The sequence below is a fragment of the Streptomyces sp. NPDC031210 genome, from assembly GCF_055570395.1.
Genome location: NZ_JBVIHH010000006.1, coordinates 160,544 through 184,132, shown reverse-complemented (window position 1 = coordinate 184,132; position 23,589 = coordinate 160,544). Strand labels below are relative to the sequence as shown.

At 74.8% G+C, this 23,589-nt stretch carries 16 protein-coding genes; 3 read left to right on the top strand and 13 right to left on the bottom strand.

Annotated elements, in window-relative coordinates; translation table 11 throughout:
- Positions 1-143: 143 nt before the first annotated feature.
- The 5 genes from ACZ45Z_RS13880 to gdhA form a co-directional block, all read right to left on the bottom strand.
- Positions 144-2,252, bottom strand: coding sequence for a putative bifunctional diguanylate cyclase/phosphodiesterase (locus tag ACZ45Z_RS13880; RefSeq protein ID WP_468361229.1), 2,109 nt, complete (start codon positions 2,250-2,252; stop codon positions 144-146).
- Positions 2,253-2,408: 156 nt separating this feature from the next.
- Positions 2,409-4,625, bottom strand: coding sequence for an NAD-dependent DNA ligase LigA (gene ligA / locus ACZ45Z_RS13875; RefSeq protein WP_468361226.1), 2,217 nt, complete (start codon positions 4,623-4,625; stop codon positions 2,409-2,411).
- A 31-nt stretch (positions 4,626-4,656) separates the two neighbouring features.
- On the bottom strand, positions 4,657-5,670 hold the full coding sequence (locus ACZ45Z_RS13870) for a methionine synthase (protein WP_468361223.1): 1,014 nt from the start codon (positions 5,668-5,670) through the stop codon (positions 4,657-4,659).
- Positions 5,671-5,919: 249 nt separating this feature from the next.
- A complete protein-coding gene (locus ACZ45Z_RS13865) occupies positions 5,920-6,609 on the bottom strand; it encodes an SDR family oxidoreductase (RefSeq protein ID WP_468361220.1) in 690 nt (229 codons plus the stop codon).
- Between the two features lie 65 nt (positions 6,610-6,674).
- Positions 6,675-8,054, bottom strand: coding sequence for an NADP-specific glutamate dehydrogenase (gdhA, locus tag ACZ45Z_RS13860; RefSeq protein ID WP_468361217.1), 1,380 nt, complete (start codon positions 8,052-8,054; stop codon positions 6,675-6,677).
- A 210-nt stretch (positions 8,055-8,264) separates the two neighbouring features.
- Here gdhA and ACZ45Z_RS13855 point away from each other — a divergent pair, with 210 nt between their 5' ends.
- Positions 8,265-9,029, top strand: a complete 765-nt coding sequence (locus tag ACZ45Z_RS13855; RefSeq protein WP_468361214.1) for a hypothetical protein — start codon at positions 8,265-8,267, stop codon at positions 9,027-9,029.
- Positions 9,030-9,035: 6 nt separating this feature from the next.
- Here the strand turns inward: ACZ45Z_RS13855 and ACZ45Z_RS13850 are convergent, their stop codons facing one another.
- Positions 9,036-9,743 carry a VC0807 family protein gene (locus ACZ45Z_RS13850; protein WP_468361211.1) on the bottom strand — a complete coding sequence of 236 codons (708 nt, stop codon included), beginning with the start codon at positions 9,741-9,743 and terminating at the stop codon, positions 9,036-9,038.
- 110 nt (positions 9,744-9,853) lie between these two features.
- Entirely contained in the window at positions 9,854-10,981 is a 1,128-nt protein-coding gene (mnmA, locus tag ACZ45Z_RS13845) for a tRNA 2-thiouridine(34) synthase MnmA (RefSeq protein ID WP_468361208.1), read from the bottom strand.
- A 45-nt stretch (positions 10,982-11,026) separates the two neighbouring features.
- Between mnmA and ACZ45Z_RS13840 the strand changes: the two genes are divergently transcribed.
- Positions 11,027-11,794 (top strand): N-acetylmuramoyl-L-alanine amidase, encoded by a 768-nt coding sequence (locus ACZ45Z_RS13840; protein WP_468361205.1) that lies wholly within the window; start codon positions 11,027-11,029, stop codon positions 11,792-11,794.
- Here the strand turns inward: ACZ45Z_RS13840 and ACZ45Z_RS13835 are convergent.
- From ACZ45Z_RS13835 to ACZ45Z_RS13810, 6 genes are all read right to left on the bottom strand, one after another.
- On the bottom strand, positions 11,748-12,917 hold the full coding sequence (locus ACZ45Z_RS13835; protein ID WP_468361202.1) for a cysteine desulfurase family protein: 1,170 nt from the start codon (positions 12,915-12,917) through the stop codon (positions 11,748-11,750). The two genes, ACZ45Z_RS13840 and ACZ45Z_RS13835, sit on opposite strands and share 47 nt — an antisense overlap.
- Before the next feature lie 287 nt (positions 12,918-13,204).
- Positions 13,205-18,205: an SAV_2336 N-terminal domain-related protein gene (locus ACZ45Z_RS13830; protein ID WP_468361199.1), complete on the bottom strand. Its 5,001-nt coding sequence runs from the start codon at positions 18,203-18,205 to the stop codon at positions 13,205-13,207.
- Positions 18,202-19,215: an AAA family ATPase gene (locus ACZ45Z_RS13825; protein WP_468361632.1), complete on the bottom strand. Its 1,014-nt coding sequence runs from the start codon at positions 19,213-19,215 to the stop codon at positions 18,202-18,204. The genes ACZ45Z_RS13830 and ACZ45Z_RS13825 overlap by 4 nt, the downstream gene beginning before the upstream one ends.
- A gap of 119 nt (positions 19,216-19,334) precedes the next feature.
- On the bottom strand, positions 19,335-21,485 hold the full coding sequence (locus ACZ45Z_RS13820; RefSeq protein WP_468361196.1) for a VMAP-C domain-containing protein: 2,151 nt from the start codon (positions 21,483-21,485) through the stop codon (positions 19,335-19,337).
- Positions 21,482-21,949, bottom strand: a complete 468-nt coding sequence (locus ACZ45Z_RS13815) for a CU044_2847 family protein (RefSeq protein ID WP_468361193.1) — start codon at positions 21,947-21,949, stop codon at positions 21,482-21,484. Before ACZ45Z_RS13815 ends, ACZ45Z_RS13820 begins: the two co-directional genes overlap by 4 nt.
- A 58-nt stretch (positions 21,950-22,007) precedes the next feature.
- The gene (locus ACZ45Z_RS13810; RefSeq protein WP_468361190.1) at positions 22,008-22,856 is read right to left on the bottom strand and encodes a thioesterase family protein; all 849 of its coding nucleotides are present in this window, start codon (positions 22,854-22,856) and stop codon (positions 22,008-22,010) included.
- Positions 22,857-22,952: 96 nt separating this feature from the next.
- On the opposite strand from ACZ45Z_RS13810, the gene ACZ45Z_RS13805 reads away from it, so the two are divergent.
- Positions 22,953-23,585, top strand: coding sequence for a trimeric intracellular cation channel family protein (locus ACZ45Z_RS13805; protein WP_468361186.1), 633 nt, complete (start codon positions 22,953-22,955; stop codon positions 23,583-23,585).
- Positions 23,586-23,589 lie beyond the last annotated feature (4 nt).

Sequence of the window (23,589 nt, the reverse complement as noted above, 5' to 3'; positions counted from 1 at the left end):
CCGCTCGTGCGCGGTCGGGCACTCGTGCGCGGTCGACCGCTCGTGCGGGGTCTGACCCTCGTGAGCGCCGGGCGGGAGCTGAGGTGGTGGGGCCTGCGAGGGAGGTTCGGAGCGGGGACACGGGACGGCCGGTGGCCGGGTCCTCAGTTCAGGACCTGTCCCGAAGGGCGTTCGGCTGCCTTCTCCGCCGCCAGGGCGGCCGTCTCCGATTCGCGGTGCCAGCCGTGCTCGCCGCGGGCGCGCAGCCAGGCCGTGGTCTCGTCCGGTGGCATCGCGGCGGCCACCAGCCAGCCCTGTACGGCGTCGCAACCGAGATCGCGCAGCCGCTCCCAGGTCTCGTCGTCCTCGACGCCCTCGGCGACGACCAGCAGGCCCAGGGAGTGGGCAAGGTCGAGGGTGCAGCGCACGATCTCGGCGTCTTCGTTGTCGACGGCCAGCCGGGCCACGAAGGAGCGGTCGATCTTGAGTTCGCTGACCGGGAGGCGCCGCAGGTGGACGAGGGAGGAGTAGCCGGTGCCGAAGTCGTCCAGGGACATCTTCACGCCGTGGGCGGTGAGCCCGGCGAGGGTGTCGGCGGCCCGCTGCGGGTCCTCCAGGAGGACGTGCTCGGTTATCTCCAGTTGGAGCGCGCCCGGGGGGACGCGGTGCCGGGCCAGCCGCGCGGCGACGGCGCCGGCGAAGCCCGGGGAGTGCACGTCGCGCGGGGAGACGTTGACGGCGACGGGGACCTCCAGGCCCATCGCCCGCCAGCGGGCGACCTGGGCCAGGGCGGTCTCCAGGACGTACTCCGTCAGGCGCGGCATCAGGCCCGAGGACTCGGCGATGGCGATGAACTCGTCCGGTGGCACTCTGCCGCGGTCGGGATGCACCCAGCGGACCAGCGCCTCCAGCCCGGCGACATGTCCGTCGAATCCCACCTTGGGCTGGTAGTGCAACTCCACGTCGCCGGCGTCCAGGGCGCGGCGCAGGTCGCCCAGCAGGCCGAGCCGGTCGGGGGTGTTGCCGTCGCGCTTGGCTTCGTAGAGCTCGACGCCGCTGCGGTCCCGCTTGGCCTGGTACATCGCCACATCGGCGCGGCGCAGCAGCCCTTCGGCGTCGAGGGCGTGGTCGGGGAAGACGGCGACCCCCGCGCTGGCTTCCAGGACGAGGGTCAGGCCGTCGAGGTCCAGGGGGGAGCCCAGGGCGGCGACGAGGTGGCGGGCCACCCGCTGGGAGCTGGTGAGGGAGTCGGTGGTGGGCAGCAGGACGGCGAATTCGTCGCCGCCGAGCCGGGCGGCCTCGGCGCCGCGCGGCAGGGCGTGCCGCAGCCGGTCGGCGATCTGGAGCAGCAGCCGGTCGCCGGCGAGGTGGCCGAGGGTGTCGTTGACGGAACGGAAGCGGTCGAGGTCGATCAGGACGAGCGCGGAGCGGGCGCCGACCCGCTCGGCCTCGTCCAGCGCGGTCCAGGTGCGCTCCAGCAGCCACTGGCGGTTGGGCAGGCCGGTGAGCGGGTCGCGCAGTTGCTCCTCGGCGCGGGCGCGGGCTATCCACAAGGTGGAGTCCAGCGCGATGAGGGGGACGGCGAACAGCGGCAGCAGCAGCGGCGCGTGGACGGCGCAGACGGCGATCAGGGGCGAGATGCCGAGCAGGGCGACGCCGACAAGGGCCTGCCGGGCCAGGGCCGTTCGGGCGATGGTGGGCAGGCCGCCGGTGCGCGGCGCGAGGGAGACCCACAGCAGGGCGCGGCTGACGAGGAGGTAGCCGGCGGCGGCGGTGACGACCTCGGGGAGGACGGAGAGGTCCCAGGTGTCCGGTGCCCACGGGTGGCGGACGCTGGAGTCGACGCCGAACGCGGCGAGGCCGAGGGCGGCGGCGCCGAGGCCGAGGATGTCGACGGCGCCATGCACCACGGCCTGCCGCCAGCGGTGCCGGCGGGCCGCGCCGACCAGGACGACGACGGCGAGGCTGACCAGGACGGCCGGCATCCAGCCGTACAGGAGCAGGACGGCCAGGGCGAGGGCGGCGCCGGAGCCGGTGCCGCCCCACCAGCGGTCGCGGCCGAGGGCGACGAGGTGGCCGACGATGACACCGGTGAGGACCGCCAGCGACCAGCCGACGGTCCGTCCCGGGAACAGCGCCTCACCTTCGCCGAGTGTCCGGAGCACACCGGTGGCGAGCGCGAGGCCCGCCGCGATGATGATGGCCGCGGGCAACGCGGGCATGACGTGCCGGCGGAGCCGCGACGCCGGAGCGGCGCTGTCGGTCGGTTTCATTCCGATCCCTCTCACAGCCGGCTGTGCCCGCGCCACGGCAGGCGCACACCTCAACAGTAGGCCGCGGAACGCCGCCACGGGCAGCGATCGGCAGCGGTTGCCCGAATGCGACCCGACCTCGCGGATCCATCTGGTATGCGCCGATGGGCTGACTCCTCACTCCTCCTCAGGCGGAGTGACAGCTACCGCTCGTGCCGCGTCGGGACCCTCTTCCAGCAGCACCGCGAAGCCGTCATCATCCAGCACGGGGACCTTCAACTGCATGGCTTTGTCGTACTTGGAACCCGGGTTGTCTCCCACCACCACGAAACCGGTCTTCTTCGAAACGGATCCGGTCACCTTCGCTCCGAGCCGCTGGAGGGCCTCTTTCGCGCCATCTCTCGTGTGTGATTGAAGTGTGCCCGTTACGACGACGGTGACGCCTTCGAGAGGGCGCGGGCCTTCCTCGCCCTCTTGTTCCTCCTCCATCCGGACGCCGGCGGCCCGCCAGCGTTCGATGATCTGCTGGTGCCAGTCGACGGCGAACCACTGCTTGAGGGAGGCCGCGATGGTCGGTCCGACGCCGTCGACGGCGGCGAGTTCCTCCTCGCCGGCCTCGCGGATGCGGTCCAGCGAGCGGAACTCCCGGGCCAGCGCCTGCGCCGCGACCGGGCCGACGTGACGGATCGACAGACCGGTGATGATCCTGGCCAGCGGACGCTCCTTGGCGGCCTGGATGTTCTCCAGCATGGCGAGGGCGTTCTTCTTCGGCTCGCCCTTCTGGTTGGCGAAGAAGGTGACGACCTTCTCCTCGCCGGTCTTCGGATCGCGCTTGGGCAGACCGGAGTCGGGGTCCAGGACGTAGGACTTGATGGGCAGGAGCTGCTCGATGGAGAGGCTGAACAGGTCGCCCTCGTCCTTCAGGGGCGGCTCGGCCGGCTCCAGCGGCTGGCTGAGCGCCGTGGCCGCGACATAGCCGAAGTTCTCGATGTCCAGGCACTTGCGGCCGGCGAGGTAGAACAGCCGCTCGCGGATCTGGGCGGGGCAGGACCGGGCGTTGGGACAGCGCAGGTCGATGTCGCCCTCCTTGGCGGGCTGGAGCGCCGCGCCGCACTCGGGGCACTCGGCCGGCATCGCGAACTCCCGTTCGCCGCCGTCCCGCAGGTCGACGACCGGGCCGAGGATCTCGGGGATGACGTCGCCCGCCTTGCGCAGCACGACGGTGTCCCCGATCAACACGCCCTTGGCCTTGACCACGTCCTGGTTGTGCAGGGTGGCGAACTCCACCTCGGACCCGGCGACCGTGACCGGCTCGACCACGGCGTACGGCGTGACCCGGCCCGTGCGGCCGACGCCGACGCGGATGTCCAGCAGCTTGGTGTTGACCTCCTCGGGCGGGTACTTCCAGGCGATGGCCCAGCGCGGTGCGCGGGAGGTGGAGCCCAGACGCCCCTGGAGGGGGATTTCGTCCAGTTTGACGACCACACCGTCGATCTCGTGCTCGACGGCGGTGCGGCGGGTCTCGGCGTCGCCGTAGTGGGCGATGAACTCGCGCACTTCCTTCAGGGAGCCGACGACCTTGTTGTGGGTGGCCGTCGGCAGGCCCCATTCGCGCAGCAGGTCGTACGCCTGGGACTGGCGGTCGATGGCGAAGCCCTCGCGGGCGCCGGTGCCGTGGACGACCATGTGGAGCGGGCGGGAGGCCGTGACCTTGGGGTCCTTCTGGCGCAGCGAACCGGCCGCGGCGTTCCGCGGGTTGGCGAACGGCGGCTTGCCCTCGGCCACCAGGCGGGCGTTGAGTTCGAGGAACTTCTCCATGGGGAAGTAGACCTCCCCGCGGACCTCGACCAGCTCCGGGATCCGCTCGCCCTTCAGGCGGTGCGGGATCTCGGTGATGGTGCGGACGTTGGGGGTGATGTCCTCGCCGGTGCGGCCGTCGCCGCGGGTGGCGGCGCGGGTCAGCCGGCCCCGTTCGTAGGTGAGGTTGACGGCGAGGCCGTCGACCTTCAGCTCGCACAGGAAGTGGTAGCCGGCGCTCTCGGGGTCGCCGCCCAGCTCGGCGGCCAGCCGCTCGGCCCAGGCGGAGAGTTCCTCGTCGTCGAAGGCGTTGTCCAGGGAGAGCATCCGCTCGCGGTGCGCGACCTCGCCGAATTCGGTGGCGTACGCCCCGGCGACCTTCTGGGTCGGGGAGTCGGGCGTACGCAGCTCCGGGTACTCCTCCTCCACGGCCTCAAGGGAGCGCAGCAGCGTGTCGAACTCCGCGTCGCTGATGACCGGGGCGTCCTTCACGTAATAGCGGAAGCGGTGCTCCTCGATCTGCTCAGCGAGCTGCGCGTGCTTCTCCCGCGCCGCTGTGGGCACCTCGGGTACCGCTGCGTGCTGTTCGCCAGCCACTGTGTTGTCCTCCCGTGATCCTTGAGTGCCGTCACTCAGGGTTGTCTGCGAGCGATCTCGCGGCCCGGACGCAGTGGGCGAGGGCAGTGCGGGCATATGCGGGCGAAGCGCCCGCGAGTCCGCACGAGGGCGTGACGACCACGGACTCGGCGAGAGTCCCCGGTGACAGCCCCAGCCTGCGCCACAGCGTCCTGACACCCATGACGCTACCGGCAGGGTCTGACAATGGGCCGTCCACGCCCGGCACCACGCCCGCGAACAGGGCCGTACCGCCCTCGACGGCCTCGCCGATCGCCTCCTCCTCACGCTCGGTGAGCAGAGCGAAATCGAACGAGACGCCCGTGGCACCGGCCCGGCGCAGCAGCGCGAACGGCACCTCGGGCGCGCACGAGTGGACGACGACGGGCCCGCCGTCGGCGACCGCGACGAGATCGCGCAGGGTGCCCTCGACGACGGCCCGGTCCACGGCCCGGTGGGTGCGGTAGCCGCTCGCGGCCTTCACCCGGCCCTGGAGCACCGCGGTCAGCGACGGCTCGTCCAACTGGAGGACGATCTTGGCGCCGGGAACGCGCCGCCGTACGTCGGCGAGATGGCCGCGCAGGCCCTCCGCCAGGGACGCCGCGAGGTCCCGGCAGGCCCCGGGGTCGCTGAGGGCGGCCTCGCCGTTGCGCAGCTCCAGGGAGGCGGCCAGCGTCCACGGGCCGACGGCCGAGATCTTCAGCGGCCCTTCGTAGCCCTGGGTGAACTCCTCCAGGGCGTCGAGGTCCTCGCCCAGCCAGGAGCGGGCGCGCCGGGTGTCGCGCCCGGGCCGGTCGCTGATCCGCCAGCCGCTGGGCTCGACGTGGGCGTAGACCTCGACGAGCATTCCGATGGTCCGGCCGATCATGTCGGCGCCCGGGCCCCGGGCCGGCAGTTCCGGCAGATACGGGAAGGTCTCCAGCGTCCCGGTGACGGTCTTCGCCGCTTCCCGCGCGTCGCCGCCCGGCATCGACCCGATCCCGGTCGCCGCGCCCGCGGCCCACTCCTGCGTGCTGTTCTCGCTCACGTGGGAAGGGTATGCGGCGGGGAAGGGGACAGGGCGCGGTGGGTGGCGGGGGCGGGGTGGGATCGGGGTGGGGTCAGGGCGGGCCGTCCTCGGGCGGGCGACCACCCCGCGGGCCGTCGCCGGTCGGGCCGATTCGGCCCGGATGCCCCGGGTCCCGCCGCCGTCCGGATCAGCCCCGGGTTCCGCCCGGTATCAGCCCTCCGTCGACCACTGAGCCCGGTCCCGGGGCGACCCGGCACGCTCGCGGCGTCAGCGCCCCGGCCGCACCGACACGTCGTTGATCTCGGCGTCCCGCGGCAGGTCGAGGGCGGCCAGGATGGTGGTCGCCACCGACTCCGGGTCGATCCAGCGGGAGGGGTCGTACTCCTTGCCCTCCTGCTGGTGCGTGCTCTCCTGCATGGGGGTGGCCGTACGTCCCGGGTAGACCGAGGTCACCCGGACCCCGTTGGCGTGCTCCTCGGCCCGCAGCGAGTCGGCCAGCGCCTTCAGGCCGTGCTTGCTCGCGGCGTACGCGCTCCACCGGGCGTGCGCGTTGAGGCCCGCACCGGAGTTGACGAAGACGACGTGGCCCCGGGACATCCGCACCAGCGGCAGCAGCAGGCGCGTGATCTCGGCGGGTGCGACCAGGTTGGCGGCGAGCTGCCGCTGCCACGCCTTGGCGGGCAGGTCACCGACCGCGCCCAGTTCGATGACGCCCGCGATGTGCTGGAGCGAGTCCAGGCGGTCCGGCAGCGGCTGCTGGCTGAACGCCCAGGAAAGCCGCTCCGGGTTCGCGAGGTCACCCACGAGGGTGCGGGCGCCGGGGAACGCGGCGGCCAGCTCCTTGGCGCGCCCCGCGTCCCGGGCCAGCAGCCACAGGTCCTCCCCGCGCTCGGCGAGCCGCCGCGCGACCGCCGCCCCGATGCCCGACCCTGCGCCCGTGATCAAGTGCGTACCCATGGCCCCGATCCTAACGAGACGGCGCGGCGCGCCACGGCCCGGTGACCGGACCTGGGTGACAGGGCCTAGATGAGCCCCTGGTCCAGCATCGCGTCCGCGACCCGCTCGAAGCCGGCGATGTTCGCGCCCGCCACGTAGTCGCCGGGCAGGCCGTACCGCTCGGCGGTCTCGAAACAGGTGTCGTGGATGGCGCGCATGATCGTCGCGAGTTCGCCCTGGGTCCGCTCGGCGGCCCAGGATTCGCGCGAGGAGTTCTGCCGCATCTCCAGGGCGCTGGTCGCCACCCCGCCGGCGTTGGCGGCCTTGCCGGGGCCGAACGCCACGCCCGCCTCCTTCAGCAGGGCCACCGCCTCCCGCGTCGTGGGCATGTTCGCGCCCTCACCGACCGCCTTGACGCCGTTGCGGACCAGGATCCGGGCGGCGTCCGCGTCCAGCTCGTTCTGGGTCGCCGACGGCAGCGCCACGTCGCACGCGACATCCCACACCCGCCCACCGGGCACGTACGTGGCGGACCCCCCGCGCCGCTCGGCGTACGTGCCGATCCGGCCGCGTTCGACTTCCTTGACCTGCTTGAGCAGCGGCAGGTCGATGCCCTTCTCGTCGACGACGTAGCCGCCGGAGTCCGAGCAGGTCAGCACGTTGGCGCCGAGTGCCTGTGCCTTCTCGATGGTGTAGATCGCGACGTTGCCGGAGCCGGAGACCACGACCTGCTGGCCGTCCAGCTCCTCGCCGCGCCGCTTGAGCATCTCCTCGGTGAAGAGCACGTTGCCGTAACCGGTCGCTTCCGTACGGCCCTTGGAGCCGCCCCACGCCACGCCCTTGCCGGTCAGCACGCCGGCCTCCCAGCGGTTGGTGATCCGCCGGTACTGCCCGAAGAGGTAGCCGATCTCGCGGCCTCCGACGCCGATGTCCCCGGCGGGCACATCGGTGTGCTCCCCGAGGTGCCGGTGCAGTTCGGTCATGAACGACTGGCAGAACCGCATCACTTCGGAGTCCGACCGGCCGCGCGGGTCGAAGTCGCTGCCGCCCTTGCCGCCGCCGATGTTCAGGCCGGTGAGGGAGTTCTTGAAGATCTGCTCGAAACCGAGGAACTTCACGATGCCGAGGTTCACGGACGGGTGGAAGCGCAGGCCACCCTTGTACGGGCCGAGGGCGCTGTTGAATTCCACCCGGAAACCCCGGTTGAGGTGGATCGCCCCGGAATCGTCCTGCCAGGGCACCCGGAACATGATCTGCCGCTCGGGTTCGCAGAGCCGCTCGAGAACCTTCGCCTCCCGGTATTCGGGTCGGGCGGCCAGGACGGGCGCCAGCGTCTCCAGGACTTCCAGCGCGGCCTGGTGGAATTCCGGTTCCCCGGGATTGCGGCGGACCAGCTCGGCGTGCAGGGATGCCGGCCCGGCCGGCAGAGCCCGGGGCGGCCTGACCTCAGATTGAACAGTCGACATGGCTTCCGTTCCTTTCGTGGCCCAGAAAAAAGCCGCCGACGGCCCGGACAGGTGAAATCGATTAGGCCCAGCGGCTTCTGATGTCCCGTCGTTCATCGACCCTACTTGCCGCCCGCGGACGCCTCGACCACGTACCACCCCCCTGGGTGGCATGTTCATGAAATGGCAGGATGGACGCTCCCGCAATCGATCAGGCAAAGGCCGACCACCGTGAACCACCAGCCACCGCAGCCACCCCCGCCCGGCCGGACGGCGCCGCCCCCGGGCCAGCCTCACTACCCGAGCGCCGGGGTCGCCCCCCATTCCCCGGCCCCCGCTCCGCCCCGGCGCCGCACCGGGCTCCTCGCGGCCCTCGGGGTGCTCCTCGTCGCGCTGCTCGCCGGCGGCGGTTTCCTGGCCTGGTCGATGCTCGGCGGCGACGACGCCGGGAACAAGGGCCGGGACAGGGACGCGAACGCGCCCGGCGCCGGCCCGGGGACCGGTCTGACGACACCTCGGACCGTCGCCTCCTCCCCGGCCGATCTCCACTTCGACGCGGACGCCACCACGCGGATCTACCCGCGGGCGAAGCAGGACCCGTCCAAGTACCCGGAGTTCAAGGGCCTGACGCAGGTCGACTCCGTCTACGCCCCGAAGGGCGATCCCGGCGCCCGGCTCGGCGTGCACACCGGGGCGGGTGCGGTCACCGACCCCGCCCGGCGGATCGCGGCGGCGTTCGCCCCCAACCGGATGGCCGTCGCGCCCAAGGACTTCGGCCTCGGCTCCTCCGGTGGGCGCGGCGGCCTGCTGCGCTGCGGCGTGGTCGCCGGCGACGGCGTGTACCTGGCGATGTGCGTGTGGGCCGACAGCGCCTCGGTCGGCGAGGTGCTGCCGCTGGGCGACGTCCCCGCCTCCGCGAGCGAGGTCGACCTCACGGCGTTCGCGCGGCAGTCCAGGGATCTGTACAAGGCCATGCGCGACGGCTCGGCGGGCTGAGGGGCCTCAGGGCTGCGCGAGCGGCTCGGCCGCCGGCGCGGCGGCCGCCGCCTCCCCTTCTCCGGCGGCGGCCTCGCGTGCCACCTCGGCCCGGACCATCTTCTCCATCGGGTCGGCCGAACTGCCCCCGGCGACGACCATGGCCAGCGTGATCGCCGCCACCAGCAGCACCGTGCCGAGCCAGACCATCGTGTCCACGGGCACGGTGTAGGCGCCGATCACCCGCGCCACGCACTCCGCCAGCAGCGCGCCGCCCCAGATCAGCGAGAACCTCCGCTCGGCCCGGCGAAACCGCTCCGATCCGGCCCTCAGCCGGTCCCAGGCCGCGTCACCGGCCGCGGTCCCCTTCGTCACCCACGGCTTGAGCCCGGCGCTCATCAGCGGCCGCGCCGTGAACGCCGAGACGATCACCGCGATACCGATCACGCTGCTCACCCCGCTGTCCTTGGCCAGCATCAGGCGCGCGTCACCGGTCGTCGTGCTCGCGATCAGCCCCGCCACATTGGCGACGAGGATCAGCACCGCGAGCCCGTTGACCCCGCTCCCCCGGACCAGTCCCCACACCGTCCGCACCGCCGGCAGCACGCTGCTCCACCCCAGGGCCGCTACCGTGCCCATGCCGAACCCGGCGCTGAGCACGTAATACGACGCCACCGGAATCCCGGCGTCCACGATCAGCGGCATCAGACTCCGCACCAGCGGATTGCGCGACATCCCCGACTCCCCCATTTACCACCCGCGGCATGACGTGTGTCAGCCCTCGCCGATGATCATCGCAGCGGCGTGCGGGCGCGGCCGACCGGGGGTGCCGGGCACCGCCCCGGTCACGCCCCCGCCCGCACCCGGCGTTCGGTGGTGGCGATGGTGGCGGAGCCGACGACGCGGGTGCCGTCGTAGAGGACGATCGCCTGCCCGGGGGCCACGCCGCGGACCGGGGTGGTGAAGGAGACGCGGAGTTCGGTGCCGTCGACCAGGTCGGCGGTGACGTCCGTCTCGCCGCCGTGGGCGCGGAGCTGGGCGGTGTAGGGGGCCGGGCCGGCCGCCGGGGGGCGGCCGCACCAGCGGGGGCGGATGGCGGTCAGGCCCGTGACGTCGAGGGATTCGGCGGGGCCGACGGTGACGGTGTTGTCGACCGGGGAGATGTCCAGGACGTAGCGCGGCTTGCCGTCGGGGGCCGGGTGGCCGATCCGCAGGCCCTTGCGCTGGCCGATGGTGAAGCCGTACGCGCCCTCGTGGCTGCCCAGGCGGTTGCCGGACTCGTCGACGATGTCGCCCTCGGCCGTGCCCAGGCGCTTGGCGAGGAAGCCCTGGGTGTCGCCGTCGGCGATGAAGCAGATGTCGTGGCTGTCGGGCTTCTTGGCGACGAAGAGGCCGCGCCGGGCGGCCTCTTCGCGGATCTCGGCCTTGGTGGTGAGGGTGTCGCCCAGCGGGAACATGGCGTGCGCGAGCTGGCGGTCGTCCAGCACGCCGAGGACGTAGGACTGGTCCTTGGCCATGTCGGAGGCGCGGTGCAGCTCGCGGGTGCCGTCCTCGCGCAGGACGACGGTGGCGTAGTGGCCGGTGCAGACGGCGTCGAAGCCCAGGGCGAGGGCCTTGTCGAGCAGCGCGGCGAACTTGATCTTCTCGTTGCAGCGCAGGCAGGGGTTGGGGGTGCGCCCGGCTTCGTACTCCGCGACGAAGTCGTCGACGACGTCTTCCCGGAACCGCTCGGCGAGGTCCCAGACGTAGAAGGGGATGCCGATGACGTCGGCGGCGCGGCGGGCGTCGTGGGAGTCCTCGATCGTGCAGCAGCCGCGGGCGCCGGTCCGGAACGACTTGGGGTTCTCTGAGAGGGCGAGGTGCACGCCGGTCACGTCGTGGCCGGCCTCGGCGGCGCGGGCGGCGGCGACGGCGGAGTCGACACCGCCGGACATGGCGGCGAGCACGCGGAGGCGGCGGGGAGCGTCAGTCATAACTCCACCAGGGTAGACGGAACCACCGGCAGCCCCGAAAGCGTTATGCAGCGCATGGGGAAAAGCGAGGGTTCCGAGGCCCGGCCGGGCGTGAGCCGCAGGCGGGCGCTGTGGCTCGCGGGCGGTGGCGTGGTGGCCGCCGGGGGCGCGGCGGTGGCCGGGCGGGCGGAGCTGGCGCGCTGGTGGTGGCGGCTTCCGGGGCAGGAGAAACCCCGCGAGGAGGGCGTCGTCGACTACCGCGGCGCCCGGTGGGTGGCGGCGTCCCCGGCGAACTTCCGGCGCGCGGACCGGCCCGCCGACTACGCCATAGACCGGGTGGTCGTCCACGTCGTCCAGGGCAGCTACGCGACGGCGCTGGACGTCTTCCAGGACCCCTGGCACGAGGCCGCCGCGCACTACGTCATCCGCCGGGACGGGCGGGTCGCGCAGGCGGTGCGGGAGCTGGACGTGGCCTTCCACGCGGGCGCCCGCGGCTACAACGAGCGCAGCGTCGGGATAGAGCACGAGGGGTACGTCGACCGGCCGGAGTCGTTCACCGACGCCCTGTACGCCTCGTCGGCGCGGCTGACGGCGCGCGTCTGCCACCGGTACGGCTTCCCCGCCGACCGCGAGCACATCGTCGGCCACGTGGAGGTGCCGGGCACGGACCACACCGACCCCGGGCCGCACTGGGACTGGCAGCGGTACATCGGCCTGGTGCGCAAGGAGCTGCGGCTCCTTCCGGCGGGTGCCGCCCAGGCCCTGTCGTCAGGGCCGACGGCGGGGCCTAGCTCAGGCCCGCGCCGCGGGCCCGCTCCACGACCGGGCCGATGACGTCCGCCACCGCCGCCACGTCCGCGGCGGTGGAGGTGTGGCCGAAGGAGAAGCGCAGGGTGCCGCGGGCGAGGTCGTGGGCCATGCCGGTGGCCAGCAGGACGTGGCTGGGCTGGGCGACGCCGGCGGTGCAGGCGGAGCCCGTCGAGCACTCGATGCCCTGGGCGTCCAGGAGCAGGAGCAGGGAGTCGCCCTCGCAGCCGGGGAAGGAGAAGTGGGCGTTGGCGGGGAGCCGGCCGGCCGGGTCCGGGTCGCCGCCGAGGACGGCGTCGGGCGCGGCCGCCCGCACGGCCTTGACCAGGTCGTCGCGCAGCGCGCCGATGTCGCGGGCGAAGTCCTCGCGGTGCAGGGCGGCGTGCCGGCCGGCGGCGGCGAAGGCGACGATGGCGGGGGTGTCGAGGGTGCCGGAGCGGACCTGTCGTTCCTGGCCGCCGCCGTGCAGCACCGGCACCGGGGCGTACTCGCGGCCCAGCAGCAGCGCGCCGATGCCGTACGGGCCGCCGATCTTGTGGCCGGAGACGGTCATCGCGGCCAGTTGGGAGGCGGCGAAGTCGACTTCGAGCTGGCCGAACGCCTGCACCGCGTCGGCGTGCAGAGGAACGTCGAACTCCTTTGCCACGCGGGCGAGTTCGTGGATCGGCTGGATCGTGCCGATCTCGTTGTTGGCCCACATGACGGTGGCGAGCGCGACATCGGCGGGGTCGCGGGCGATGGCCTCGCGCAGCGCCTCGGCGTGCACCCGGCCGTAGCTGTCCACCTCCAGCCATTCGACGCGCGCGCCTTCGTGTTCGGCGAGCCATTCCACGGCGTCGAGGACGGCGTGGTGCTCGACGGGGCTGGCGAGCACGCGGGTCCGGGCCGGGTCGGCGGCGCGGCGGGACCAGTAAAGGCCCTTGACGGCGAGGTTGTCGGCCTCGGTGCCGCCCGCGGTGAAGACGACTTCGCTGGGGCGCGCGCCGAGGGAGGCGGCGAGGGATTCGCGTGCCTCCTCGACGGCGCGCCGGGCTCGCCGGCCGGCGGCGTGCAGGGAGGACGCGTTGCCGGTAACGGCGAGCTGGGCGGTCATCGCCCGCACCGCTTCCGGAAGCATCGGAGTGGTGGCGGCGTGGTCGAGGTAAACCATGGTGGAAACGATTCTACGAGCAGCCGCCGGATGCCCCGGGGGCGCATGTCCGGCGCGCGGGGGCGCCGGACGCCGACGGCACCGGCCGGGCCCCGCCGCCGCCCCTTCCCCGGCACCTCCACGGGGAAGCGCCGGCGGGATGGGTAAGGAGCCACTGGCCTGACACTCGTGACACAGTGGCGTCTGGACCGTGCGTTCCGCGGCCCGCCAGGGCGCACTGCCCTCGGTGCCCGGCTGCGCCCTCACCGAGGGCGCCGGGGCGGTCCTGGCGTGCCGCGGACGCCGGCCTACGTGTCCAGGAGGCGGCGCACCTCCCGTACCGCGTCGGCCGTGGACTCCGGCAGCGTGCCGGCCGACATGACGGTCTCCAGGGCGGTCCGCAGCCGTTCGAGTTCGGCCCGTGGCGCCCGGCCGGGCGGCTGTGCCCGCTCGAAGTCGGCCACCAGCGCGTCGAGTTCGGTTTCGGCCGCCTCCAAGGTGCCCAGGTGGGTGTCCAGGTCGGCGGCCCGCCCCTCGGCGGCGCCCAGCCGGAGGCGGTCGCGCAGGGCGCGGACGGCCGCCGCCAGATCGCGCAGCGTCGTGCCGGCGCTCGCGGTGTCCGCACCCCGCGAGGCGGCCGGTGACGCGGCGGCCCGCTCGCGCAGCAGCGCCCGCGTCGCGCGGGCCTGCGGGGCGCCGAACGCCTCGTAGACGGCGAGCGCCTCCTTCCAGTGCGCCTCGGCGGTCCGCTTGTGGCCCAGCGCCGCCTCGGCGTGCCCCCAGGCGGTCAGCGCGTCGGCGCGCCACCGCTCCCCGCCCGGCACCAGCAGCCGCGTCGCCGCGTCCTGGGCGGCCGCCGCCGCGTCGGCCGGGCGGATCAGGGCGACCATCGCCTCGGCCATCCGGCAGCGGGTACGGCCCGCCCACAGGCGCCGGCGGTCCTCCTCGAACAGGGGCAGCGCCTGGGACAGTTCGCGCAGCGCGTCGGCGGGACGTCCGCTCGCCGCCAGGGCCTCGGCCAGGGCGTACAGCCCGTGTGCCAGGCGCGGGGCGGCGCCACCGGACCGCCGGTACATGCCGACGCTCCGCTCGGCGAAGAGCACCGCCTCGTCGCCGCTGCCGGTCGCCGCCCAGACCCGGGCGAGCGCGGCCAGGACGGCCGCCTCCCCCAGGGTGTCGTCGCGGTCGCGGCAGTGCTCCCAGGCCGCGGTCAGGTGCCGCTCCGCCGCGTCGTACGCGCCTTGGTGGAGGGCGATGATCCCGGACACCAGGGGGGCGCGGAAGGCGGTCAGCGGGTCGTGGCAGGAGGCGGCGAGGGCGGTCGCCCGCCGGGCCTCCGGCTCGGCCTCGGCGAACTTGCCCAGCGCGGCGTACGCCTCGGCGAGCGCGACATGGGCCCGGCCCTCGGCCCGCTCGTCCCGCTCCCGCGCCGCGCGCGTCGCCACCACCCGCGCGGCCGGCTCGAACGCGGCGGCGTGCGCCCCGGATTCGGCCGTCACCTGGACGAGCAGCAGCAGGTCCGCGGCGCGCCGGACGGTCCCCGGCGTACCGATCATGACCTGGCGGACGAGCGCCAGCACGGCCGGCGTCTCCTCGGCCCACTCCGCCAGCGTCCGGCCGCCCTCCTGTGCGGCGGGCGGGGCGGCCGCGGACGGGACGCGGACCAGGTGCCGCAGCATCCGGTCCCCCGGGCAGCGGCTCTCGTGCACCCGCCGCCCGAGGGCGACGAAGAAGGTCAGCAGCCGGGACAGCGCCTCGTCGCGCCGCGCGGCCGGCAGCTCGCGGTCGGCGCTCTCGCGCGCGAGGTGGCGCAGGCCGCCGGCGAAGCGGTAGCGGCCTGGGGACGACTCCCGCAGGACACCGGCCGCCATCAACTCGCCCAGTTGCGCCCGGGCCCGCTCCGCCGTCACCTCCAACAGCGCGGCCGCCGCGCCGGCCGAGATCTCCTTGACGTCCGGCACGCCGAGCAGCCGGAAGGCCCGTCGCGCGGGCGGTTCCAGATGCGCGTCGACCCACTCGGCGGCGGAGCCGGACGTGCCGTGCGCGGGGAAGAGGGAATCCGGGCGGTCCCGGAGCCAGGCGTCGAGCGGGCGCCCGGAGAGGGCGATGTGGGCCGCCGCGGCGCACAGCGCCGACGGCAGTCCGGCCGCCGCGGCCACCACCTCGCGCGCGGCGGCGGGTTCGGCCGCCACCCGCTCGGCGCCGACCAGTCGGGAGAGCAGTTCCAGCCCCTCGGCCGGCTCCAGCCCCGGCAGCAGCAGGGCGCGGGTGATCAGATGGACCGGCGGCCGGCGGCGGCCGGTGATCAGGACGGCGCTGCCGGCGGACACCGGGAACAGCGCGCGCAGCGCCCGCTGGTCGTGCGGTGCGGCGTCCAGCACGACGAGGACCCGGCGCTCGGCCAGCAGCGCGCGGTAGCGGACGGCACGCTCGACGGCCCCGGCGGGCAGCTCCTCGCGCGGGACGCCGAGCTGCCGCAGGAGAACCGCCAGGGCTTCCTCCGCGCCCAGCCACTCCTCGGGCCCGCCGGGCCCGTCGGCCCGCAGGTCCACGAACAGCCGGCCGTCCGGGAAGCGGGGCGCCACCTCGTGCGCGACCCGCAGGGCGAGCGCCGTCTTGCCGACGCCGGCCGGGCCGTGCACGACCCAGCAGGGCGGCAGGTGGTCGCCGCCGCCGGTCAGCCCGGCGACCAGCCGGTCGATCTCCCGGGACCGCCCGACGAAGTGCTCGGGGCCGGCGGGCAGGGCGGACGGGACCGCGACGGCCGGGGCCGTCGGGTCGGGCGCGGGCCCGGACGCCGCCCGCGGGGTGGGCTCCGGTTCGAGGGTGAAGGGGCCGTACACCTCGGCGAGGAGGTCCGCGCGCCACCGCGCCAGCCGCTTGCGCTGCGCCCGGGCGAACGGGCCGGGAAGCCCGGCCAGCGCCTCGCCGTCCCACAACGCCAGTGCGGCGTCGCACTGTTGGCGGGCCGCCACCGGGTCGTCACTGTCGCGCGCCCGCGCGACGAGCCGCTCGGCCTCGTCCAGATCGAGGGCGGGGGCGGCGCCGTCGCGGGCCCGGAGCGCGTATCCCGCCTCGTCGGCGAGGAGTTCGACGTCGGGGGGGTCGATGGCGTCGGTGGCGTGTGGGGGGGCGTGGGCGTGCGTGGGACCGGTGGCGTGCGTGGGGCCGGTGGCGTCCGGTGCCTGGGATGCGGGTGCGCCGGTCAGCCGGCGCAGTCCCGTCAGGTAGGTGTCCAGCTCCGCCCGCGCGGTGGGGGGCGGCGCGGTGCCCCACAGGCCGGCGATCAGTTCGGACGCGGTGGCGGGGCGGCCCCGGCGCATCAGGAGGGCCGCGAGCAGGGCGCGTTGGCGCGGCGGGCCGGTTTCCACCGGGGTCTGTCCGCGCCAGGCCCGTACGGGGCCGAGCACCGCGAAACGCGTCGGCCCGGGCGGCGCGGGGCGGGGGTCCTGGCCCGGTGCGCGGGGGGTGTCCGCGGCCACCGGTGGCAGCGTCGGGGGCCCCGCGGTCGTCGGCACGGACGCGACGGAGGAGGCGGACGCGACGGACGCCATCGGCGCCGCCGCGCCGCCCATCCGCTCCAGCACCGGACTCGCCAGCACCGCGAACGCCCGGGCCGACGCGTGCAGCCTCAGCTCCCCGGCCGCGTCGCCCATCAGGACGGGGAAGTCGGGCAGCCGGCCCATGTACGGCTCCAGCGACCGGCCGACGGCCTCGACGACCTCCACGGCCGCTTCGGCGCCGAGCCCGGCGAACAGCAACTCCCTTACTCCCGGCCGGAAGTCGTAGACGGGCTGGGCCGCCGCCGCGCCCGCCACCGGCGGGCTCAGGGCGCGGTCCAGGGCCCGGGCGGCGGCCGCGTGCGGATCGGTCTCGGCGCGTTCCAGCAGCCCACCCAGCAGGATCTCGGCGACATGGGTGGGCCCGGTGTCGCGCATCGTCGCGGCGCGTACCAACTGCATCAGCGGCGTGGTCAGCGGCTTGATGGCGGAGAGGCGTACTGCGAGCCGGTACGCCTCGGGCGAGAAGGCGCCCCGGAAGTGCGTCACCAGTTCCTGCGCGCTGCCGTGCGGACGGGGTGGTTCCGCCTCGGGGGCGGCCTCGTCCAGCAGGGCCGTCTCGACCAGGCGCGGGGTACCGGGACGGGTGACCAGCGCGGCCCACTGCTCGACGGCGGAGGCCGTCGGGTGCAGGACGGGCAGCGCGAGCCGGCCGTCCGCCTCCGCGTCCGGCTCACCGCTCAGCGCGTCGCGGACGAGCAGCCGTCCGACCGGTTCGAACTCGCCGGGCGCGGCCAGCAGGCGGGGGCGCGCGTCGAGGGCGGTACCGCGCCACAGGCGGCGCGGCAGCGGGTTGAGCACGGCCACCGGGCCGCCGCGGCCCCACTGGGACACCGTCCGCACGGTGCACGGCCGGCGCCACCCGGGGCTGGTGCCGTCGGTGAGCACGAGGGTCACCGCGGCGGCGGTCGGCCGGCGCCGCGCCGGACCGTCCGGGTCCCGGGGGTCGAACGCGCGGACCTCGACCGCCCGGAAGACGGCGCTGCGCTCCAGGACGGCCCGCAGCTCGGCGGCGAGCGAACCCCACACCTGCATGGACGGCGAGGAGTCCACCAGCAGCAGCGCCGACCAGCGCCGTTCCTGGTCCGGGCGGCAGACCACGTCGAGGAAGCCGGTCTCGGCCGCGTGCCGGACGGTGGCCTCGATGTCGGTGACGGTGCGGTGCGGGTGGTCGCGGGAGCGGCGCAACGGGCGCAGCGCACGGCCCAGTTGCTGGGCGTCGGGCAGGGCGCGCCTGCCGGGGACCCGGGCGGTACGGGCGCGTTCGCCGCCCGGTCCGGCGTGCTGGCTGCCCATGGCGTACAGCGCGCGGCGCGGCGGCCGGTGGTCGCCCGTGCCGCCCGTCTCCGCCTCGCGACCGGCGCCGTCCCCGCCTTCGGCGGGTGTCCGGGCCGCAGGGGGTGCGCAGCCGTCGGCGCCCTCGTCCGGCCGCTCCGGCCGCCCGGACGCATGGCCACCGTCGAGCGCGGCCCCGGGCCGGGTCGCCTCGGACTCGCCCCCGCCGGACTGGCTCTCGCCGGATTGCTCCCCGCCGGACGCGTCCGCACCAGACTCCCCCGGCCCGTCACCGGCGAGCGCGTCCCCGACCGCCTCCTCCCCGACCGCCTCCTCCCCCACAGGCTTCTCGCCCGCCGGCGCGTCCTGCGCCCGCCCTTCGATCACCCGGGTCAGCCACAGCACATCGAGCAGTTCCGTGGCCCCGAGGTCGTAGCCCGCGTCCGCCATCGCCTCCCGCAGCCGGTCGATCATGGCGCCATGGGCTCGTCGAGGCGGTGCAGGACGGCGGCGAGCAGTTCCTCGCGGGACAGGTCCGCGCCGCTGATCCGCAGGTGGACGGCGGCCAGGAGCTGGTCCGTGGCCAGCGTCTGGGTCTTCGCCCGCTGGTGGAAGACCTCGATGAGGTCCTCGGCGGCCGCGAGCGCCTCCGGGCCGAGGTTGTGTTCGATGATCTTCCGCAGCCGGTCGCCGGTGGGTTCGGGCAGGTCCAGGCGTACGCAGCGGCGCATGAAGGCGGGTGGGAAGTCCCGTTCGCCGTTACTGGTCATGATCACGATGGGGAAGTGCGTGCAGCGCACCACGCCCCGGTGGACGCCGACGCGTTCCCTGCTCCCGCTCAGCAGGACCTGCACGTCCTGCTGGTGCTCGGGCAGCCGGGCCAGTTCCGGGATCTCGAACTCGCCCTCCTCCAGGACCACCAGCAGGTCGTTGGGCAGGTCGATGTCGGCCTTGTCGAGCTCGTCGACGAGCAGGACCCGGGGCCGGTCGGCCGCCAGCGCGCTGCCCAGCGGTCCCAGGCGCAGGTACTGGCCGATGTCGCTGCCCGGTGCGGCCCGCCGGCCGCCGGGCCGGCGCCGCGTGCCGCGCAGTTCCTCGCGCTCGCGGCGCAGGGAGTTCTCCCGCAGCCTGCCCACCGCGTCATAGCGGTAGAGCGCGTCCTGAAGGGTGGAGCGGCTGTTGACCGACCAACGCAGGACCTCGCCCAGCCCCAGTTCGCCGGCGACGGCCCGGGCCAGCGAGCTCTTGCCGGCGCCGGGGCGGCCGGTGACCAGCAGCGGCCGGTGCAGGTGGAGGGCGGCGTTGACGACCGAGATCTCGTTGCGTTCCAGGAGATAGGGCGTGGGGGCCACCGCGCCGCCCCGGGTGGCGGGAAAGCGTCGCCAGGGCGGCGGGGGCGGCAGCGGCGCCGGGCCGCGGAAGACCCACCAGTCCTCCGGTGCCGGCCCGGGGCCTCCCTGAGGGCCTGCCGCGTGGGTGTCCACTGCGTGGCTGTCCGCTGCCTGGATATCTGCTGCGCTCTGTCCGGTCACCGCGCGTTCTCCTCCTGCTTTCCGTGTGCCTCCCCCGCCTCCCGCTTCCCGCCCGGCCCGGGCGATGTCCGTCACGGTTGCGTCAACACCCATGCGTCCGGGGCGAGTTGGGGCGGGCGGTGGTCGGGCGCGTCGTACAGCAGGGACAGCCGGCGGCCGCGGTGCGTGGTGCGCTCGGGCTCGGCCATGGCCTTGGCCCGCTCCAGGCGCACCACCTCGGGCACCTGTGCGGGGTCGGTGCCGTCCACGAGGGCCAGCAGGTCCCGGGCGAGGTCCTCGCCGTGTTCGGCGCGGTGCCACAGGACGGTGTGGACGCCCGCCTGGACACACTGGCGCAGCAGCGTGCCGTGGTGCTGGGGTTCGCACGCCACGACGACCGTCCCCGCCTCCGGATGGACCTCCAGCCGGGCGCGGGCGACCTTGCGGTCGGTGTGCCGGTGGTCGAGGAGCAGATGGTCGGCGTACGGCAGGGCGGCGGTGCGCTGTTTCCAGCCGGCGTAGCTCTCCCGGGACCGCTCGGTGGTGCGGACCACCACCCGCCGGGTGATGCCCGGCGCGAACGGTCCGTCCTCGTCGCTGTCGCACGACTCCCAGGCGTCCACGTCCAGGCCGAGCCAGGCGGCCGGCAGGAAGAACTCCACGAGGGCGGTCTCGGGGTCCTCGCGCACTTTGGTGCGCAGCACCCGCCGGATGTCGTCGACCACCTGCTCGCTGCCCGCCTCGGTGTCCCTGACCAGGGCGAGACGGTGCGGCTGGCGGTCCGACCGGGCCCAGATCTGGTAGGTGAAGCGCCGCCCGGTGGGCGCGGGCAGCAGTTCCACCTGGACGCGGGGGGCGCACGCCGAGGCGTTCGGGGCGTCGGCGGCGGCCGGCCCGGCGGGGCGGGCGGCGGGCTCGGTGGCGGCCAGGTCCGCGCGGAACTGCCGGATCGCCGCCCCGTCCACGCCCGAGCGGGCGGCGACCCGCTCGACCCACGCGTCGAGGTCCTCGGCCGGGTAGCTGCCGGCGGCCCGTTCGTCGGCGCTGATGCGCACCACCCCTTGCAGCAGGGGCGGCACCAGCGCTCCGGCGGCGCAGTCGAAGCCCTCCAGGACGTCGACGGCGTCGGCCAGGCCGGTGACGGCGGGGAGTTCGGGCGCGTGCGGCAGGACGCATTCGATCAGGGCGCGCGGGTCGGTGCGGGTGCAGTGGGCCAGCAGGCCGGAGAGGTCACGGCGCTGGCGGGTGGTCAGGTACTCGCCGGGGCGTACCGTGCGCGCGGCCCGTCGCAGGCGCCCGGCGGCGGCGTCGTACGGATCGTCGGGGCCGCCGGCCGATTCGTATTCGCCTACCAGGTCCAGGAGTTCGGGGATGCCGCGGCGGACGCTGACCGCGAGGGCGACGAGGCGTTCGAGGTCGGCCGCCGGGCCCGCGGAGGGCCGGCCGAGCCGCGCGGCGAGCCTCTCCTCGCATCCCAGGACGGCGTCCCGGCCCCTCAGGACGCCCTCCAGCGCGACGAGTAACTGCTGGACCCCGCGCCGCGCGGTGGGCACGGCCGAGGGCGGGAGGCCGGGGAGTTCGGATTCGATGGCGGGCACGCTGATGGCGTACATCGTCGCCGGGCCGGCGCCGCCGGTGGCCGCCTCCGCGGGCCGGTGCACGGCCGCGACCAGGCCGACCACCGCCTGGCGTTCGCGGTCCCACAGCGGCCCGCCGCTGAAGCCCTCGGTGACCTGGGCGCCGCCCAGGACGTCCAGCGCGATCCAGGGCGGCGCGGAGACCCGGGGCACGGCGCGCAGCGTGGGCAGCGGATTGCCGCTCGCCCATAACGCGATGACCTCGTCGGCGTAGCCGTGCTGGAGGAACGGCGCCGGTTCGGCTCCTTCGGGCGGCCCGTCCGTCAGCTCCAGGACGGCGAGGTCGCCGTGGTAGGGCAGCCGTCCGGGCACCGCCGGTTCGCGCCCGGCCGCCGTGGCCCGCGGCGGTACCCACATCTCGCGGACGACCCGCGCGGTCAGGTCCCGGCCGGGGGCGACGTGGGGCATCCGGAGGGTGACGGTCTCGCCGCCGCCGGGGGTCTCCTGGGAGAAACGGTCCGCGCCCAGGGCGCTGTTGACGACATGCGCGCAGGTCAGGACGAGGCGTTCGGCGACCAGTACGCCCGCGCCCACCGGCTGCCGGTCGTCGCGTACGCAGACGAAGGAGTGGTGCAGCGGGGTGTCGGGGCCGGCGCCGGGGATCACGTCGGTGTCCCGCCGGCCTCACCCGCGCCACGGCCGAGGTTCCAGGTCGCGGAGACGGTGAAGCTCGCCTCGCCGTTGCCGGAGAAGACCCCGAGGCTCAGGTCGGAGCCGAGCGTGACGCCGAACTGGACGGTGACCTCGTCCGGGCGGTGGCTGCCGCTCGCCAGGGAGCGGTGGATCTGGCCGAGGACGCCGCCGAGCGGGCGCAGCGCCTCTTCGAGGACCTCGCCGCCGCGGGTCAGCGCGCGGGCCGCGCGGCTGTCCACGCTGACCGGCTGGGCGGAGCCGAAGCCCCCGGGGAGTTCCAGTTCCCCGTCGTCGTCGGGGTGTTGGCGGCTGTCCGGCTCCGGATCACGCCGCTTGGCGGGCCCGGTGCCGACGGGCTCGGCCCGCAGCCATACGACCGTCTCGTCATCGATTCTCAGCGCCACGTCCCCCATGGCGATCAGTCTGACACGCGGCACCCGGTCACCGCCCGCGCTTTCGCGTCACTCCTTGCCCGGGCGCCGCACCCGGCGGCCCTCAGCGTCCGAGCGGGGAGCGCGCCAGTTGCCGGGACTGGGCGACGAGGCGGTCCTGGGAGTCCCAGACCTCGGCGTCCTCCTCCAGGAAGCCGCCGGCCATGTTGCGGGTGGCGATGGCGACGCGGAGCGGGCCGGGGGCCGGCCGGCAGCGGATGTGGGTGGTCAGTTCGACGGTGGGCACCCAGCCGGACAGGCCCAGATCGAAGGCGGTGGGCGGCAGCCCGTCGACGGCCAGCAGCAGGGAGAGCGGGTCGTGCTCCCGGCCGTCGGCGAGACCGAACCAGGCGCGCATCTCGCCCTTGCCGGACGGTGCGCCGACGGCCCAGCCGGCGGTCGCCGGGTCCAGCCGGAGGTCGAGCCGGGCCGCGATGGCCGTGCTGCCGGGGATGGCGGGCCGCCCGCCGGGGGCGCTGTCGGCGCCCAGGCAGTGTTCGTAGGGCGGGATGGCGGGCGGTTTGGCGGTCGTGCGGACGTCGTCGGGCAGGGCGCCGAGGTCGCCGTACGCGGCGAGCACCCGCAGCCGCTCGACCTCGTTGCCGTCCTCGTCGAACTGCACGAGGCTCGCGGTGCCGGTGGACATCGTGCGGCCGGTGCGGACCGTCTCGGTGCGGATGACGGCGGGGCCGGGCACGGAGGCGGTCAGGTAGTGCGCGGTGACCGAGAAGGGGTCGGGGTGCGGGAGGGCGTCGCCCAGCGCGCGGCCCATCAGGGCGAGGAGGTAGCCGCCGTTGACGGCCTGAATGATCGTCCAGCCCGCGGAGAGGTGCGCGTCGTAGACGCCGGGGGCGCGACGCGTGACCGCCGTGTCGCGGTCGAACTCACTGTTACCTATGGTCACCAATGCCATGGCATGCACGCTACACCGAATAGTTACCGACCGGTAGTGTCAGTTTTGACGACCGCCGGGGAAAGTCGGCGCCGGCGGGCCTGAGACCATGGCGCCATGCTTCACGTGCTCTACCTGGTCGGCATCGCGGCCTTCGCCGCGAGCGGCGTCCTGGCCGCCTACCGCGCCAACATGGATCCGTTCGGCGGGCTGGTCCTCGCCTTCGCCGCCTCCATCTCCGGCGGGACGCTGCGCGACCTCGTCCTCGACCGGCAGCCGCTGTACTGGACGCACGACTGGGTGCTGCTGACGGTGATCATCTGCGTCGGCGTCGGCACCATCATCTACCTGCGGTTCTGGTCGCTGCCGCATAAATCGCTGCTGGTCGTCGACGCGGTCGGACTGGCCGTGGTCACCGTGATCGGGGCGCGCGCCGCCATCGCGGCGGGCGCCACCCCGCTCGCCGTGATCATCCTCGCCGTGCTGACGGGAGTGGCCGGCGAGGTCATCCGCGACGTGCTGTGCGGGGAGTTCCCGCCGCTGCTGCTGCGCGAGGACGTGTACGCCATCGCCGCCCTGGCCGGCGGCTGCTGCTACCTGGGCCTGCACCACCTGGGCACCGGCGCCACCCCCGCCGCCGCGATCTCGGCGGGGGTGGTCTTCGCCCTGCGGATGGCGGCGGTCTACCTCGGGCTGCACCTGCCCCGGCCGCAGCAGCTCGGCGGCCGGGGCCCGCGCGACGCCGCCTGACGCC